This is a genomic window from Streptomyces sp. CLV115, from assembly GCF_038448545.1.
Lineage (GTDB): Bacteria > Actinomycetota > Actinomycetes > Streptomycetales > Streptomycetaceae > Streptomyces > Streptomyces sanglieri.
In genome coordinates this window covers 1-14,426 of record NZ_JBCEWQ010000013.1, presented here as the reverse complement: position 1 = coordinate 14,426, position 14,426 = coordinate 1, and the positions used below count along the sequence as shown (strand labels likewise).

Sequence of the window (14,426 nt, the reverse complement as noted above, 5' to 3'; positions counted from 1 at the left end):
GACGCGCATCGGAACGAAGGAATCACCCGTGTTCACACGCAGTTCATCGTCCCCCGGCCCGTCCCGGCCCCGCAAGTCCCGCTCCCGCCGTGCGGGACGGTTCGCCGCCGTCGCCCTGGCCGCGACGGCCTGCGTCACGGCCATGTCCGGCAGCGCCAACGCCATCGTCAACGGGCAGGAGGCCACGGAGCGTTACCCGTTCATGGCCACGCTGCCGCAGTGGGCCGGCGAGGTGCACGCCCAGTGCGGCGCCTCGCTGATCACCTCACGCTGGCTGGTGACGGCGGCCCACTGCGTCAACCCGAAGGCGCTGGACGGCATCGTCCGCATCGGGTCCGCCGACCGCGAGTCCGGCGGCACTGTGCGCCACATCAAGCGGACCGTCACGCATCCCGCCTACGACGTCGAGTCCGACCCCAGCACGAACGACATCGCGCTCGTCGAGCTGGACCGCCCGGTCAAGGAGAAGCCCATCCGCATCGCCAAGAAGGTGGGCGCTCCCGGCACCCCGACGCGCCTGCTCGGCTTCGGCACCGTCCTGGACACCGACCACCTCCCCGACGCGGTGTTCCCGGACAGGCTCAAGCAGCTGGACACCCGCATCGGCGCCGTGAACGAGTGCTCACCCGGCCGCGCCGACAGGACCCGGATCTGCACGATCAGCAAGACACCGGGCGCCATGGCCTGCTTCGGCGACTCCGGCGGCCCGCAGATCCAGCGCGGCCGGGACGGACGCTGGGAGCTGGCCGGCGCCACGTCGGGTGACGGCGACACCGACCCGACCTGCGGCACCGGCCCCGGGATGTACACCAACGTTCCCGCGTACTCGAAGTGGATCGACAAGACCATCCACGCGCACCGCTGACGCGCCACGTACCCGGGCGGGCGGAGTTTCCTCCGGCCGCCCGGGTACGCCCCGGCCGTCCCGGGCCCCGTCCTGATGTCGCTCTCGGATAGATTCTGAAATATGTCCGTAATTGCCGTTCTGGTGCCCGACAGGCTCCCCGGACACCAGCTCACCACCCCCGGGCTGGTCTTCGGGACGGCGACGGCCTGCCACCCCGGCGCCGACTACGAGGTACGCCTCTGCGCCGCCCCCGGCCTCACCACCACGGGCGCACCGGCCCCGCTCCGGATCGCCGTCCCGTGGGGGCTCGACGGCCTCGCCGACGCGGACGTCGTCCTGATCCCCGGCCAGGACGACGAGGGCCCCCGCGACGAGCCCGCGCCCGAGGTGCTCGCGGCACTCCGGGCCGCGGTGGCACGGGGCTGCCGCATCGGCGCGATCGGCACCGGGGTCTTCACCCTCGCGACCACCGGGCACCTCGACGCCCGCCGCGCCACGACCGGCTGGCGCCACACCGAGGAGCTGGCCCACCGCCACCCCCGTATCGAGGTCGACCCGATCGGCACGGTCGTGACCGACGGCCGGTTCCTCACCTCGGCCGGGATCTTCGGCGGCATGGACGTCTGCCTGCGCCTGCTGGCCCAGGACCACGGTGAGCGGGTGGCCGGTGAGACATCCAGGGAACTCCTCACCCCGCTCCTGTCCCACGGCGACCGCGTCCAGGAGACCATCGACCGCGAACTCGCGGAGAGCGCGGGTATCGAACCGACGCTGCGCTGGCTGGAGGCCCGGCTGCACCTCCCCCTGACCCCGGCCGACATCGCCGCACACGCGGGTATCAGCGTCAGCAGCCTCAACCGCCGCTTTCACGCACAGACCGGCGCCACTCCGGCCCAGTACCTGCTGCGGCGGAGGCTGGAGCGGGCCCGCGAACTGCTGGAGGACACCGACGAGGGGGTGGAGCAGGTGGCGGCCCGCTGCGGCTTCACCTCCCCGGCCGGCCTGCGCCACCACTTCTCCCGGCTGACGGGCACCACACCACGCGCGTACCGCACCCGCCACAGGGCGGCCTCCCCGCCGTCCCCGGGCTGATCCGCGACAACCGGGACGGTTCCTGGCTACTGTGGGGCCGATCGCCGGGAAGGCCTCGGAACCCGCTGTCCGGCGACGCCCCCGGCGGCTCAGTCCAGGCCCCGGGCGTGCCTGAACCGTGCCAGGCCGTCCGCGAGGCCGATCAGCGGCTCCGGGTAGTCCAGGTGCGCCCGTTCGCGCTCGGGCAGCCGCCACGGTTCATGGATGCGATTGCTTGCCACGTCTCGCAGTTCGGGCACCCATCGGCGTACGTACGCTCCTTGCGGGTCGAAGCGTTTGCCCTGGACGACCGGGTTGAGCACCCGGTTGGGACGGGTGTCGGTGCCGGTTCCGGCGACCCACTGCCAGTTGAGCTGGTTGTTGACGATGTCGCCGTCCACGAGGAGGTCGAGGAAGTGCCGGGCGCCGATCCGCCAGTCCACGTAGAGGGTCTTGGTCAGGAAGCCGGCCGCCAGCAGGCGCGCCCGGTTGTGCATCCAGCCCTCGTACCGGAGTTGACGCATCGCCGCGTCGACGACCGGGTATCCGGTGCGGCCCGCACGCCATGCGGCGATGTCGTCGGCCGCCTCGTCCTCGGTCCGCCACCGGTCGTGCCGCGTGCGGTAGTCCTCGGCGGACGCCGCCGGACGCGCCGCGAGTACCTGTTGGTGGAAGTCGCGCCAGCACAGCTGGCGCACGAACGCGTCGGCGCCGGGCCCGCCGTGCGTGCGGGCCCGCTGGACGAGTTCCACCGGCGAGAGCGATCCGAAGTGCAGGTACGGTGACAGCCGCGAGGTCACGTCGCCCGCCAGGTCGTCGTGGCCGTCCTCGTACCCGGACAGGTCGCTGCGCACCCACCGGGCGAACCGCTCACGCCCCCGCGTCTCCCCTCCGGCCGCGAGACCGGGGGAGACGTCCGACAGCCCGTCACGGGACGGCAGCGGTTCGCCGCGCACCGGGTCGGGGACGCGCACCGTGCGTGGCGCCGGGCAGGGATTCCTCAGCTGCTCCTGCGACCAGCGCCGGAAGTAGGGGGTGAACACGGCGTAGTGGTCGGAGCCGGCCGGTGTGACCACCCCCGCGCCGACGGCGGTGACCACACCGTCGTGCACCCGCAGCGCGACGCCCTGTTCGGTGAGGGCGGCACGCAGCCGCTCCTCCCGGCGCTGGGCGAATCCGGTGACGCCCGCGGACATGTGCACCTCGAAGGCACCGCACTCGGCGGCGAGCGCACGGACCTCCCGGACGACCGGCCCCGTGCGCACCACCAGCCGGCCGCCGCGCCGGCGCAGCGAGGCGTCGAGGTCGGTCAGGCACTCCGCGAGGAAGGCGTTGCGGTTGGGCGTGTCGAAGCCGGCCGCGTGAACACCCGGATCGCGTACGAACAGCGGCACCACTTCGTCCGCCGCCGCGAGCGCGGAGCGCAGCGGGGGGTGGTCGTGCAGACGCAGGTCCGAGGTGAACAGGACGACCGCGACGGTCATGGCGTCACTCCTGGTGGCATGAGGTGGTGCCGATCGGCGCCACCCGGCTCATCGACGGGAGCTCCGGGCGTGGTCACCGTGCGACGGGCCTCCGTGCGCACTCATGCCCTTGGCGGCCGCTTGGGTGATGTTACGGGCCATGCCGCCGAAGACCACGGAATGGAAGGGGGACACGGACCACCAGTAGGCGTGGCCCAGCAGACCGCGAGGGTGGAACAGCGCGCGTTGCCGGTAGCGGGTACGGCCCTCGGAGTCCGTCTCGGCGTACATCTCCAGCCAGGCCAGGCCCGGCAGCCGCATCTCCGCACGCAGCCGCAGCAGCCGTTCGGGCTCGATCTCCTCGACCCGCCAGAAGTCCAGCGAGTCCCCGACCCGCAGGTGCTCGGCGTCGCGCCGTCCGCGGCGGAGGCCGACGCCGCCGACGAAACGGTCCAGCCACCCCCTGACCGCCCAGGCGAGCGGAAAGGAGTACCAGCCGTTGTCGCCGCCGATCCCCTCGATCACCTTCCACAGTGACGTTCGGGACGCGTCGACCGACAGCTGCCGTTCGTCCTGGTAGAGACTTCCTCCGGCCCAGTCCGGGTCCGTGGGCAGCGGATCGCTGGGCATCCCCGGTACGGCGGCGGACGACCAGCGGGTGGCGACCTGGGCCTCCCGCACCCGCCGCAGTGCCAGGGCCAGTGCCTCGTCGAACGGCAGCGGCATTCCCGGCGGATCGGGCACGTACCGGGCGATGTCGTGCTCCTGACAGACGACCTCGTGGCGCAGCGACTCCGTCAGCGGGCGGGCCAGGGCGGCGGGCACCGGGGTGACCAGGCCGACCCAGTGGCTGGACAGTCTCGGCGTGAGCACCGGAACCGGCACGATGAGCCGCCTGGGAAGTCCGGCGACGGTGGCGTAACGGCACATCATCTCCCGGTACGTGAGGACATCGGGCCCGCCGATGTCGAACGCCCGGTCGACGTCTTCCGGCATGGTGGCCGAGCCGACGAGATAACGCAGGACATCGCGTACCCCGATGGGCTGGGTGCGGGTGTGCACCCAGCTGGGGGTGACCATGACCGGCAGTCGCTCGGTCAGATAGCGCAGCATCTCGAAGGAGGCCGAGCCCGAGCCGATGACGACCGCCGCTCGCAGCACGGTGGCGGGCACGGGCGCGTCGAGGAAGATCCGTCCGACCTCGGCCCGGGAGCGCAGATGCGGGGAGAGCGACTTCTCGGGCACGTGCGGTGGGGTGAGCCCGCCCAGGTAGACGATCCGCCGTACGCCGGCGGCGTGTGCCTGTTCGGCGAAGATCCGGGCCGCACGGCGGTCGGTGTCCTCGAACGCGGATCCGGTTCCGAGTGCGTGCACCAGGTAGTACGCGACATCGATCCCGCGCATGGCGGCGGCGACCGAGCCCGTGTCCGTCACGTCGCCCTGTACCGTCTCGACGTCACCCGCCCAGGGGTGGTCCCGGAGTTTGCGGGGAGTGCGGGCCAGACAGCGCACCCGGTGGCCCGCCCGCAGCAGTTCCGGTACGAGACGCCCGCCGATGTACCCGGACGCCCCGGTGACCAGGCAGTGCAGCCCTGCCGTGTCCCTCCGCTCGTTCGTGCCCACGATCGCTCCTCCAGGTGCTCGCTCGGGCCGCCCCCTTGTCTCGCCCCGATCATGGCCTCCACGGGGTGACCGCGCCCGGCACGGCGGGCGGACTCGCGCGTCATGGACCGCAATGCCGGACGGCCGATCGCTGCGGAAGTGCGGCCGGTCCCCCGAGGAACGGTCGATTCCGCGAAGATCGGGGTCCGGCCGGGGTGCTAGATCCTGTCCTGCCCCGATCCGCCGGACAGGCCCCTGCCACGTGCCGCTCCCGTGTCCTGGCGGGCGAGCACCAGCACGCTCAGGCCGAACATCAGGACGCCCAGCGGGACATGGACCGACGGAATGTGCGCGATGCCGAGCACCACCTGTGCCGAGGCGAGGACGAGGAAGCCGGACGCGTACGCGATGGGCCGGGGCGAGCCGCCGCCCGGCCGCCAGGCCAGCACCGCGGCGAGCAGGTACAGCATCGAGGCCCCGTACATCACGCGCGCCCCGATGCCGTGCAGCAGTTCACCGTGCGACGAGGAGAGCAGCACCCCGGCGCTGACCGCCTGGAGGAAGATGGTCAGGGTCTGCAACGCGACCGCCACCCGCAGGAACCGGGCACCGCGCGGTGCCACGTCCGTCGTCTCCGTTGTTGCCGCTGTCGTCGCTGTCGTCGCTGTCGCCCCGGTCGTCGTCCGCGTGGTCATGATGCCGTCCCCTTGTCCGCCCGCAGGCAGTGGATCGATAAGGTCTCACCAGCCCGACGACGCAGCGCCGCGAAATGCAAGGCGAGAACGGCGACGGGCTCGGGGGGAGTGGTCATGGCCGGGGTTGTACCGGAGTGGGGCGCGGCGGAGGTCGCCGGTGAACGGCGCCAACTGATCAACATCGCCTACCGGTTGCTCGGAACGCTGGCCGAGGCCGAGGACGCCGTGCAGGAGGCGTACGCCCGCTGGTACGCGCGGTCGCGGAGCCAACGGGAGGCGATCGTCTCTCCCGGCGCCTGGCTGACGACGGTGACCGGGCGCATCTGTCTGGACGTGCTCGGCTCGGCGCGGGCCCGGCGCGAACGCTATGTCGGCGCCTGGCTGCCCGAGCCGCTGCCCGACCGCGGGGAGTGGGCCGGCGGGGCCGGTGGCGACGCCGCCGACCCCGCCGACCGGATCACCCTGGACGAGTCGGTGACCATGGCCTTCCTCGTCGTCCTGGAGTCGATGACGCCCGCCGAGCGGGTCGCCTTCGTGCTGCACGACGTGTTCCGTTACTCCTTCCCCGAGATCGCCGGGATCGTCGGCCGCACCCCGGGCGCCTGCCGGGAGCTGGCGAGTTCGGCCCGGCGGCGGGTACGTGCCGAGCGCGCCCCGGTGGGCGCGGCTGCGGCACAGGCCGAGGTGGTGCGGCACGTGAAGGAGGCGTGGGAGGCGAAGGACATCACGGCTCTCGTCGGCATCCTGGACCCCGACGCGGTGATGACCGCCGACGGCGGCGGCCTGGTCGGCACCGTGCTGCGCCCGGTGGAGGGCGGCGCGCTCATCGCCCAGTACATGATCGCGATCGCCGACAGGGCTCCGGGGCTGCGGCTCCTGGAACGTACGGTGGCCGGTGCGCCCGGCCTGGTCGCCCAGCACGCGGGCATCACCGCCACCGTGGCCGCGTTCGACATCTGCGACGGCCGCGCCACCCGGATCTGGGTGGTCCGCAACCCGGAGAAGCTGCGCCTGTGGACGCCGGGCGAGTGAACGTCCTCACCAGCGCAGAGCCGTGAAATCAATCGGCCGGGGCCGCAGAAGTCCCGTACGTTCCGCCAGCGCCTCCAGCCGCCGGGACATCTCGTCGGCGTCCAGTCGGCACCGGTCGCCGTGCCCCGGCAGCACCCACTCGAACCGCAGCTTCCCCGCCGTCCGCGCCAGCGAGGCGGCCAGCTCCTCGATGGAGTACCAGGTCACGCTCTCCGCGACTTCGAGGTCCTCGGTCGTGCGCGACCAGTAGAAGCTGTCGCCGCTGAAGCAGTACCGGTCGTCCGCCAGGTACAGCACGCTCCCCCGGGTGTGACCGGGCAGCGGATGAGCAACGACGCCCTCGCCGATCTCCACCGGGTCGAGCCCCCGGATCACCTGGTCCGCGTCCGGAACCGCGTCGAGGTCGCCCTCGTGGATCCACAGCCTGGCACCGAAGTGGTCGGCGTAGCGGCGCCCGTGCGCGACGTGGTCGCGGTGGGTGAGCAGTACGTCGGTGACGGGTCCGGTGGCCGCGACGTACCGCTCGGCCAGCCCGGGGCTCCAGCGCGGGGTGTCGACCATCATGGCCGTGCCGGAGGGCCGCCGGAGCAGATAGGAGTTGGCACCGGCGGTGTGCGTCGAGTTGTGCCCGCACACCAGCACACCGTCGTCCAGTGCCATCGGGAACGGGTCGAGCGAGGGGTCCGGCTGTCCGGACGCGGGCCGGATCGAGCGGGTGTGGCAGGCGAAGGCGGCGGCGTGTAAGCGCCGGTTCTCCGAATCGTCGTCCGGCTGCCGCAGGATCCGCGACGCCCCTTCCTCCTCGATGATCAGCTCGGGTGCGAACTGTCGGGCGACGTGGCAGTTGGTGCAGCGGTCGTCCACGTACCAGCCGTCCACGGCAGAGCTCCTTCATTTCCACGGGAAACGACCCCGTCGAGGGCCGCAGTTCCAGGAATAGCCCACGCACGACCGGAACCGGTAGACCGCGCCGATCTTGTATCTCGGCCCCCGGGTCTATCTCGCCGACATGCCGCACCCCGCCCCCGTCGGCACCTCGAACTCGCACCACACCACCTTGCCGGGGTTCCGCTCCCCCACCCCCCACTTGTCGGCGAGCGCCGCAACCAGCAGCAGCCCACGGCCCCCTTCCTCGTCGGAGGCCGCCCAGGAATCCGCGACCCGGACCTCCCCGTCGCCACTGTCGTGGACCTCGATGCGCAAGGCCCCGTCGGCCGGCTCCAGGCGGATCCGGAGGCGGAACCCACGGCCGGGCGGGACGCCGTGCAGCAGGGCATTGGTGACGAGTTCGCTCACGCAGAGCAACACGTCGTCGATCCGGGCCTCGCACGCCCAGTCGACGAGAGCGTCCCGCACGAACTGTCGTACGAGCGGGACGGACCGGCGTTCGCGACGGTGGAACACCTCGCGGCAGTGGGGGAGTTGGGTTGTCTCGTTCACGCTTCCAAAGTCACACATAGTCACTACGGTTGAGCAGCGCGTGGAGTCGTACATCTCCGTTGTACGACTCCTGACGGGTCATTCGAGGTTCGTGACGGGGAGAGGCAGTTCATGCAACCGGCAAAGATGAAGAGCAAGCGGATCACGTCCTGGCACCTGATCGGCGCCCAGCTGGCGATGTTCCGCAAGGCGGCCCGACTGACCCAGGCGGCACTGGCCGAGCGGTGCTCGGTGGGCGACGACACGATCGCGTCGATCGAGCAGGGGCGCCGAGCGCTGCAATGGGACTTCGCGGTCCAGCTGGACGAACTGCTGGACACGAAAGGGGCGTTGCAGGTCGCGGTGTCGAAGGTGCCGCAGAAGGAGCGGTTCACGGCATTCGTTCAGGACTTCGTGGACTACGAACAGGAGGCGGTGACGCTGCTCTGGTACGAGAACCAGGTGGTGCCGGGGCTGCTCCAGACCGAGGAGTACGCCCGGTTCCTCTTCTCCTGCCTCTACCCGCCACTGGAGGAGGACGAGCGGGAGGAGTGGGTAGCAGACCGACTCGATCGGCAGAAGCTCCTCAACCGCAAACCCCGCCCCATGCTCCACTTCCTGCTGGAGGAGAGCATTCTGCGCAGCCAGATCGGCGACCCCGCCATGCTGCGGAAGCAGATCCGGCATCTGCGTCAGTGCATGGAACTCCCGTTCCTGGGACTCCAGATCATGCCGATGACACTCCCGAAGCATGCCGGGCTGGCGGGGCCGATGGTCCTGCTGGAAACCCCCGATCACGACCACCTGGCCTACGTGGAGGGGCAGCTGACGAGCTACCTGCACGACGACCCCGCCGTCGTCAGTGTGCTCCAGCAGAAATGTGGGATGCTGCGTTCGCAGGCGCTTTCCGTCGAGGCGAGCGCACGCCTACTGGACGAACTGCTTGGAGAGACATGACCCACGCACGTACCACCACCCTCGCCTGGTTCAAGTCCAGCTACAGCAGCGACCAGGGCGGCGCCTGCCTCGAAGTCGCCTACGACTGGCACAAGTCGAGCTACAGCAGCGACCAGGGAGGCGACTGCGTAGAGGTGGCCGCCCACCCCGCCGCCGTGCACATCCGCGACTCCAAGGTGACCGACGGCCCCGTCCTCACCGTTCCCCCCGCTGCCTGGACCGCGTTCCTGGACGCTACGGTCTGATCGCGTTGCGGCCCGGTGCGCCGGGCCACAACCTCCCCCGTACTACGTCGAGTTGTGAAGACTTCCCGTTTCTGAGAGCGCTCTCAGTCATAAGTATTGACGCCGGATGCGGCCCTCACGAGAGTGGTTGACCCCCCACACACCTCGGGAGTCCTCTCGTGATTTCGCGCAGACTGTTCCTGACGGGCGGCGCCGCCGCCACCGCGACCGCCCTCACCTACCCGGCCTGGGGCAGCGCCCTGAGCCCGAGCGCCTCCGCCGCCCCGGCAACCTGTGAACTCGCCCTGGAGAACCGTTCGTTGCCGGGCAGGGTCAACGCCTACGTCACCGGCCATGAGCAGGGCACCGACCGCTGGGTCCTGCTGCGGGCCGACGGCAGCGTCTACCACCCCGACTCCCCCGCCGCGCCGCAGACCCCACTGCCCGTCGACTGCGCCATCCCCCTGAACCCGGCGGGTGGGGCTCCGGTGGTCCTCACACTCCCCCAGATGTACGGCGCCCGCGTGTACTTCGTACGTGACGACACGCTCACGTTCTATCTCAACCCGGGCCCCGCCCTGGTCGAGCCGGCGTTCGCGACGTCCACCGACGCCAACTACGGCCGTACGTGGTCGTTCTGCGAGTTCACCTTCAACCCGCAACAGCTGTACGCGAACATCAGCTACGTCGACCTGGTCACCGCGCTGCCGATCGGCCTGACCCTGGCCGGCGACGCGACGCACACGGTGGCGCCGCTCCCGGACGGCGCGGTGCAGCGGATCGCGGACGGCCTCACCGCCCAGGCCGCCGCCGACGGCCAGCCGTGGGACAAGCTGGTGATCCGCGGGGCGGACGGCAACGTACTGCGGGTGATCTCGCCGCAGAACCTGATGGCACCGTTCTTCGACCGCCCGGACGAGATGCCGTTCCGGGACGTGTTCACGTCGTACATCGACCGGGTCTGGGAGAAGTACCGCTCCACCGACCTGCGCATCGACCTCCAGGGCGGCCGGGGAGTACGCACCGGCAGGGTGAACGGCGACGTCCTGACCTTCGAGGGCGGCCACACCTTCACCAAGCCCGTCTCCAAGGACGTCTTCACCTGCAACCACGGCCCGTTCGCCAACAACCCGGGCGACCCGGACGACAAGAAGGCCCTCCTGGCCCGCCTGGCCTCCGGCTTCAACCGCTCCCTGATGCTCACCCACCCCGACCAGCCCAACGGCACCTCGACCGCCGACTACTACCAGGACCCGGCCACCAACCACTGGTCCCGCGTCGTCCACGCGAACACCCCGATCGGCTACGCCTTCCCCTACGACGACGTCCGCCCCGACGGCGAACCCGACGTCTCGGGCGCCGCCAACGACGGCAATCCCCACCGCTTCACGGTGACCGTGGGGGCCTGAGCCGACGACTTCGGCCCGCACCGAGGCGCGCCGGTGCGGGCCCTGAGTCCTACTGCTCCAGCTGCAGATCGTGATCTTCATGTGGTGGCCACTGTCTGCGTCACCAGCGGGCGACGAGCGTCTCTTCCTTACCCCGGTTGCGGTACAGCCAGGTGGTCCCCGGCGCGATGGCCCCGGGCAGACAGCCAACGATGGGATCCCGCTGCGTCGCGCTGTCCAGCTCACCGAGCAGCTTCAGTGCGTCAGGCAGAGGGAAGAAAGCGGCCTGTTCAATGTCGCCGTCCTTGGGCGTGCCGAAGCCGGCGGGCGATCTGGGCGAGGCCCGGAGTACAGACATGGGCAATCCCCGGACCCGCACTCTTGGCCGCCCTCGCGAGGGACCTTGCGTTGCGGGGCATGCCCCCCTGCGCGATGCTGAAAGAGCAGGGCCTTGCTGACATCGTTCACGCCGCAAATCCCCCCAGCGAGCGGCGATAGTCACAAGAGGAGAACCTGATGACGAACATAAAATTCTCAGATGTGTTCGCTCAGTTCCTCGAACAGGTGGAGGAGCCGATCGTCCTCCGAGTCGACGGTGAGAAGGTCTTCGAGGACAGGGTCGAAAGCAACGAAACTGCCGCGATAGACCTGAAGGTACCGATCCAGACGACCCTGACGATCGAGCTGGGCACCGAGGACCCGTTCCAACCCTTCCTTTATCAGCAGTTGGACCCCGGGGGGAATTTTGTGGTCGAGGAGCTCGAAGCCTTGGAGATTGCTATCACCCAAGATAGCCCCAACTTCCAAGATGCATTCTTCCGCAGCAAGATCCCGCAGCACCACGGCAAATTCACACTCAGCTACAGGTTGCCGGGCTGAACCCGGCGCGCCCGCTGCGGGCCTGCCGACCAAGCACGACATGCGAGCAGGCGCCGCCGGGCCACGTGGAGGTAGGGGCGAAACACCCGTCGCCGCCACTCACCGTGGGAGGGCAACGTGCAGCAGTACGACCCAACGGACGCCCAGAAGAACGCTTTCGAAGAAAACGAGGTCGACTTCCGCAGACTTGACGACCACATACGCAGGATCCAAGAAGCCGCCCGAGCGCGACTGACGAACAACGGCTGGGATCCCGATCCAGACGGCGCCATCCCCTGTCTGTCCTGCCCGTGCCCCGACTTTCAGGGCGGCGGCCCGCAGGGGAGATGCAAACGAGTCAGCTGCCGGCACCCACTCATCGACCACGACCTGCCCATCTGAAGCCTGGCCGTCACAGGGCCGAATGGGCGAAGTGGCACCTGCTTCAAAGCCGAGAGATCACAGGATAGTACTTACTGGTACGGAGGGTGACCGTGAACACGAAGCCTGCATGCGGACCTGAGCGCGACCCTGAATTCTTTGCCGAGATCGACAAGGTCTTCACTCAATACCCCGAAGCCGCCCGCAGATATTCGGTGCGTTGCATGAGGCGCGAACTTGAAATACTGAAGGTCGACTTCACCAAGCAAGTGGGGCTGTCACGGGTTGAGGACGGCCGGATCATCACAGAGTTTTACGACCGAGACGACGACGTAGTGCGTTCGGCACACCACGCCTGCTGCGAGTGGCACCATGGCCACTGTTACGAGTGGTGCCTGGAGTAACTCTCTGCACCTTCCCGTGCACCGCCGCGGGACGACACCCAGAGGCATGCCGTTGCTTTGCGATGCCGGTCATCCGGCCGGGTGATGGTGACGGCGTCGGCGACTGCTCCGACGGGCTGGGTCCAGGTACGGTGTTCGGGCCGTTTGAGCAGGTAGTTGGACATCTTGCGTTTGACGCCACGGGTCTGGCTGCCGAGCCGGCGTGGTGGCAGAAGCGCGGTCAGCAGGTCGTCGCGGAGCCGGGTCAGGGCCGTGATCAGGTGCTCAGGGGGAAAAGACGCCGGGTGCGGCGGTGACGCTGCGGCGGGCCGCGCGCAGAGTGTCGGTGAACGAAAGCCGGTCGGGGTCGAGACTGCGGACGGCGGCAGTTCTGACCCGACGGTATTGGGTGATGGGCGCCGGTGGAGGTGAAGGCTCTCCACAGCGGCACCCAGAGGAGCTCCCGGCCGGCCAGGACCAGCATGTCCGCCGTGGTGGAGCGGACCAGGCCGGCGGCAAGAGTGAGGTCCCGTCACACGCTGCAAATGATGGGCAATGCCTGCGCGGGAGCACCATTTCCGTCGCGTTCCTGCGGGTGATTCATTTTCAGGCCGATGGCGAGTTGCCGGGAGGGGATTGCAGAGGGAATATGGGGAGAGGAGCGAAGGCGACGGCCGCACCTCGGAGGGCGGGATCGTCCCAGTACGGAACTCGACGGTGCTCCGTCACATCTTGTGCGGAGCCGTCGAAGCGGCCACTTGCAACTCCTCTGAATCCCTGATCGCGGATCTATGCCAAGCTGCTGCTCGAAACAGCCAGAGAATCGTTCGAGATCAGTTGGAGGATCTCATGTCGTTTCCCCTCGGTAAGCTCTTGCAGCTCAGCGTGGTGAAGTCCCAGGACCCTGACGGGGAAGACCGGGTAGTCATGAGTCGAGTTGGGGGCGTCCAATTCTTGCCTGACCATGGCACAGTTACCGTGCAGCAAGGCGAAGTGTGGGACCTGGAAGACATGGATCTCTTCCTGCCGTTCGCCGAGGCCCACGGCGAAGTTGAAGTTGCCCTACATGCAGTGAATGATGGGACTTCTTTCTCTCTCGGGACAGTATTCCTCCGGGCTGATGAAGCCGGTCAAGGGGAATTTCAGAAGCAGTTTGAAGGTGCAGGGGCTCTCTACAAGCTGAAGTACAAAGTTCTTCCCTGACGCCAGAAGGACCGCCGACCTACGACGAGGCAGCCACCATCTACCTCGATCCGAAGGAAAGGCTGTAGTAGTGAGCCTTTTCCAGCCTCATACCTGCGCTGCTTCTCGGCCTGCTGATGACTGCACGCACCAATCTGTAGCGAGGTCATGACCAGCAGATCCGCAGTCGGTCCTGTCGGCCCAGACGCTTCGCCGAGCATGGTCAGCGGCGCTGACATCCGGGTTGGAAAGGGCTCAGCGCTCCGGCAGCTCCCATGAAGCGAACCAATGGGGGAACGGTCCGGCGGAGGGCGGGAACGCGAACGGCGAGGTGCGGTCGGTGAGCAGGCGCAGCACGAATTCGCCGGTTCCGCAGTCGAAGCGCTGCCACTCACCGCCCAGGTACTGCACCAGAACCGGCCAGTTGTCGGGATCGGCCGGTCCGGTCAGCCAGTGGAAGGTCAGCTCCTGCTCGGAGGTTCCCCATTGGAGCACGCCGCCAGGTGCGGGGTGGATTGGGTATGGCCGGTACAGGTCGGCGTGCCGTGCCATGTCCTGGCCCCAGGAGATCAGATCCGTGCCCAGCGCGCCCGGTACCAGCAGGTCCAGGTACTCGTCGAAACTGCCCGCGCCGAAGGCGTCGACAATGTCCTTGTAGTCACCGGGCAGGGCGGTGCACAGCGCTGTCTCCGTCGCGGCCCAGTCGACGCCGCACCGGTCGGGCTCGGTCCACCCGGTGGCCTCCCGTAGCAACGCCACCCATTCGACACCGGGCGGGCGGGTGAACGCGCGTCGGGCGAGGATCACGACGCGACGCGGGCCATCGGGGGTGGCTGTCACGCCGTATCCGAACCAGTGCCCGGCCAGCACCCAACCGCGCAGCTCCAGCAGCCCGTCCTCCCTGCCGATGGGAAGCCCACCCTC

At 69.2% G+C, this 14,426-nt stretch carries 16 protein-coding genes; 9 read left to right on the top strand and 7 right to left on the bottom strand.

The window, feature by feature from the left end:
* Window positions 1–28: 28 nt before the first annotated feature.
* Together AADR41_RS07290 and AADR41_RS07285 are read left to right on the top strand one after the other, a co-directional pair.
* Window positions 29–865 (top strand): S1 family peptidase, encoded by an 837-nt coding sequence (locus AADR41_RS07290; RefSeq protein WP_342280550.1) that lies wholly within the window; start codon window positions 29–31, stop codon window positions 863–865.
* A gap of 102 nt (window positions 866–967) precedes the next feature.
* Entirely contained in the window at window positions 968–1,939 is a 972-nt protein-coding gene (locus tag AADR41_RS07285; protein WP_342280549.1) for a GlxA family transcriptional regulator, read from the top strand.
* Window positions 1,940–2,028: 89 nt separating this feature from the next.
* Here AADR41_RS07285 and AADR41_RS07280 read toward each other — a convergent pair whose 3' ends face one another.
* From AADR41_RS07280 to AADR41_RS07270, 3 genes are all read right to left on the bottom strand, one after another.
* Entirely contained in the window at window positions 2,029–3,402 is a 1,374-nt protein-coding gene (locus tag AADR41_RS07280; RefSeq protein ID WP_342280548.1) for a cryptochrome/photolyase family protein, read from the bottom strand.
* A gap of 48 nt (window positions 3,403–3,450) precedes the next feature.
* On the bottom strand, window positions 3,451–5,004 hold the full coding sequence (locus AADR41_RS07275) for an SDR family oxidoreductase (RefSeq protein WP_342280547.1): 1,554 nt from the start codon (window positions 5,002–5,004) through the stop codon (window positions 3,451–3,453).
* Between the two features lie 197 nt (window positions 5,005–5,201).
* A complete protein-coding gene (locus AADR41_RS07270) occupies window positions 5,202–5,678 on the bottom strand; it encodes a hypothetical protein (RefSeq protein WP_342280546.1) in 477 nt (158 codons plus the stop codon).
* Between the two features lie 114 nt (window positions 5,679–5,792).
* On the opposite strand from AADR41_RS07270, the gene sigJ reads away from it, so the two are divergent.
* Window positions 5,793–6,710 (top strand): RNA polymerase sigma factor SigJ, encoded by a 918-nt coding sequence (gene sigJ / locus AADR41_RS07265; protein ID WP_342280545.1) that lies wholly within the window; start codon window positions 5,793–5,795, stop codon window positions 6,708–6,710.
* A gap of 6 nt (window positions 6,711–6,716) precedes the next feature.
* Here sigJ and AADR41_RS07260 read toward each other — a convergent pair whose 3' ends face one another.
* On the bottom strand, window positions 6,717–7,589 hold the full coding sequence (locus AADR41_RS07260) for an MBL fold metallo-hydrolase (RefSeq protein ID WP_342280544.1): 873 nt from the start codon (window positions 7,587–7,589) through the stop codon (window positions 6,717–6,719).
* Window positions 7,590–7,706: 117 nt separating this feature from the next.
* On the bottom strand, window positions 7,707–8,150 hold the full coding sequence (locus tag AADR41_RS07255; RefSeq protein ID WP_342280543.1) for an ATP-binding protein: 444 nt from the start codon (window positions 8,148–8,150) through the stop codon (window positions 7,707–7,709).
* Window positions 8,151–8,261: 111 nt separating this feature from the next.
* On the opposite strand from AADR41_RS07255, the gene AADR41_RS07250 reads away from it, so the two are divergent.
* From AADR41_RS07250 to AADR41_RS07240, 3 genes are all read left to right on the top strand, one after another.
* Complete coding sequence (locus tag AADR41_RS07250; RefSeq protein ID WP_342280542.1) at window positions 8,262–9,086, top strand: helix-turn-helix domain-containing protein; 825 nt, start codon at window positions 8,262–8,264, stop codon at window positions 9,084–9,086.
* Window positions 9,083–9,331: a DUF397 domain-containing protein gene (locus AADR41_RS07245; RefSeq protein WP_342280541.1), complete on the top strand. Its 249-nt coding sequence runs from the start codon at window positions 9,083–9,085 to the stop codon at window positions 9,329–9,331. Before AADR41_RS07250 ends, AADR41_RS07245 begins: the two co-directional genes overlap by 4 nt.
* A 158-nt stretch (window positions 9,332–9,489) precedes the next feature.
* The gene (locus AADR41_RS07240) at window positions 9,490–10,719 is read left to right on the top strand and encodes a glycoside hydrolase family 64 protein (protein WP_342280540.1); all 1,230 of its coding nucleotides are present in this window, start codon (window positions 9,490–9,492) and stop codon (window positions 10,717–10,719) included.
* Window positions 10,720–10,819: 100 nt separating this feature from the next.
* On the opposite strand, the gene AADR41_RS07235 is transcribed toward AADR41_RS07240, so the two are convergent.
* Window positions 10,820–11,056 carry a hypothetical protein gene (locus AADR41_RS07235; protein WP_342280539.1) on the bottom strand — a complete coding sequence of 79 codons (237 nt, stop codon included), beginning with the start codon at window positions 11,054–11,056 and terminating at the stop codon, window positions 10,820–10,822.
* Between the two features lie 158 nt (window positions 11,057–11,214).
* Between AADR41_RS07235 and AADR41_RS07230 the strand changes: the two genes are divergently transcribed.
* The 3 genes from AADR41_RS07230 (at window position 11,215) to AADR41_RS07220 (ending at window position 13,523) form a co-directional block, all read left to right on the top strand.
* Window positions 11,215–11,577 carry a hypothetical protein gene (locus AADR41_RS07230; RefSeq protein ID WP_342280538.1) on the top strand — a complete coding sequence of 121 codons (363 nt, stop codon included), beginning with the start codon at window positions 11,215–11,217 and terminating at the stop codon, window positions 11,575–11,577.
* 473 nt (window positions 11,578–12,050) lie between these two features.
* The gene (locus tag AADR41_RS07225; protein ID WP_342280537.1) at window positions 12,051–12,341 is read left to right on the top strand and encodes a hypothetical protein; all 291 of its coding nucleotides are present in this window, start codon (window positions 12,051–12,053) and stop codon (window positions 12,339–12,341) included.
* A gap of 828 nt (window positions 12,342–13,169) precedes the next feature.
* Complete coding sequence (locus AADR41_RS07220) at window positions 13,170–13,523, top strand: hypothetical protein (protein WP_342280536.1); 354 nt, start codon at window positions 13,170–13,172, stop codon at window positions 13,521–13,523.
* A 234-nt stretch (window positions 13,524–13,757) separates the two neighbouring features.
* Here AADR41_RS07220 and AADR41_RS07215 read toward each other — a convergent pair.
* Window positions 13,758–14,426: hypothetical protein (locus tag AADR41_RS07215; RefSeq protein ID WP_342280535.1), on the bottom strand; the 669-nt coding region annotated here is incomplete at its 5' end.

Excerpts from the sequence above, each read along its gene's own strand:
- AADR41_RS07285 (WP_342280549.1), top strand. The coding sequence starts at position 968 with ATGTCCGTAATTGCCGTTCTGGTGCCCGACAGGCTCCCCGGACACCAG.
- AADR41_RS07280 (WP_342280548.1), bottom strand. The coding sequence starts at position 3,402 with ATGACCGTCGCGGTCGTCCTGTTCACCTCGGACCTGCGTCTGCACGAC.
- AADR41_RS07270 (WP_342280546.1), bottom strand. The coding sequence starts at position 5,678 with ATGACCACGCGGACGACGACCGGGGCGACAGCGACGACAGCGACGACA.
- sigJ (WP_342280545.1), top strand. The coding sequence starts at position 5,793 with ATGGCCGGGGTTGTACCGGAGTGGGGCGCGGCGGAGGTCGCCGGTGAA.
- AADR41_RS07250 (WP_342280542.1), top strand. The coding sequence starts at position 8,262 with ATGCAACCGGCAAAGATGAAGAGCAAGCGGATCACGTCCTGGCACCTG.
- AADR41_RS07245 (WP_342280541.1), top strand. The coding sequence starts at position 9,083 with ATGACCCACGCACGTACCACCACCCTCGCCTGGTTCAAGTCCAGCTAC.
- AADR41_RS07235 (WP_342280539.1), bottom strand. The coding sequence starts at position 11,056 with ATGTCTGTACTCCGGGCCTCGCCCAGATCGCCCGCCGGCTTCGGCACG.
- AADR41_RS07230 (WP_342280538.1), top strand. The coding sequence starts at position 11,215 with ATGACGAACATAAAATTCTCAGATGTGTTCGCTCAGTTCCTCGAACAG.
- AADR41_RS07220 (WP_342280536.1), top strand. The coding sequence starts at position 13,170 with ATGTCGTTTCCCCTCGGTAAGCTCTTGCAGCTCAGCGTGGTGAAGTCC.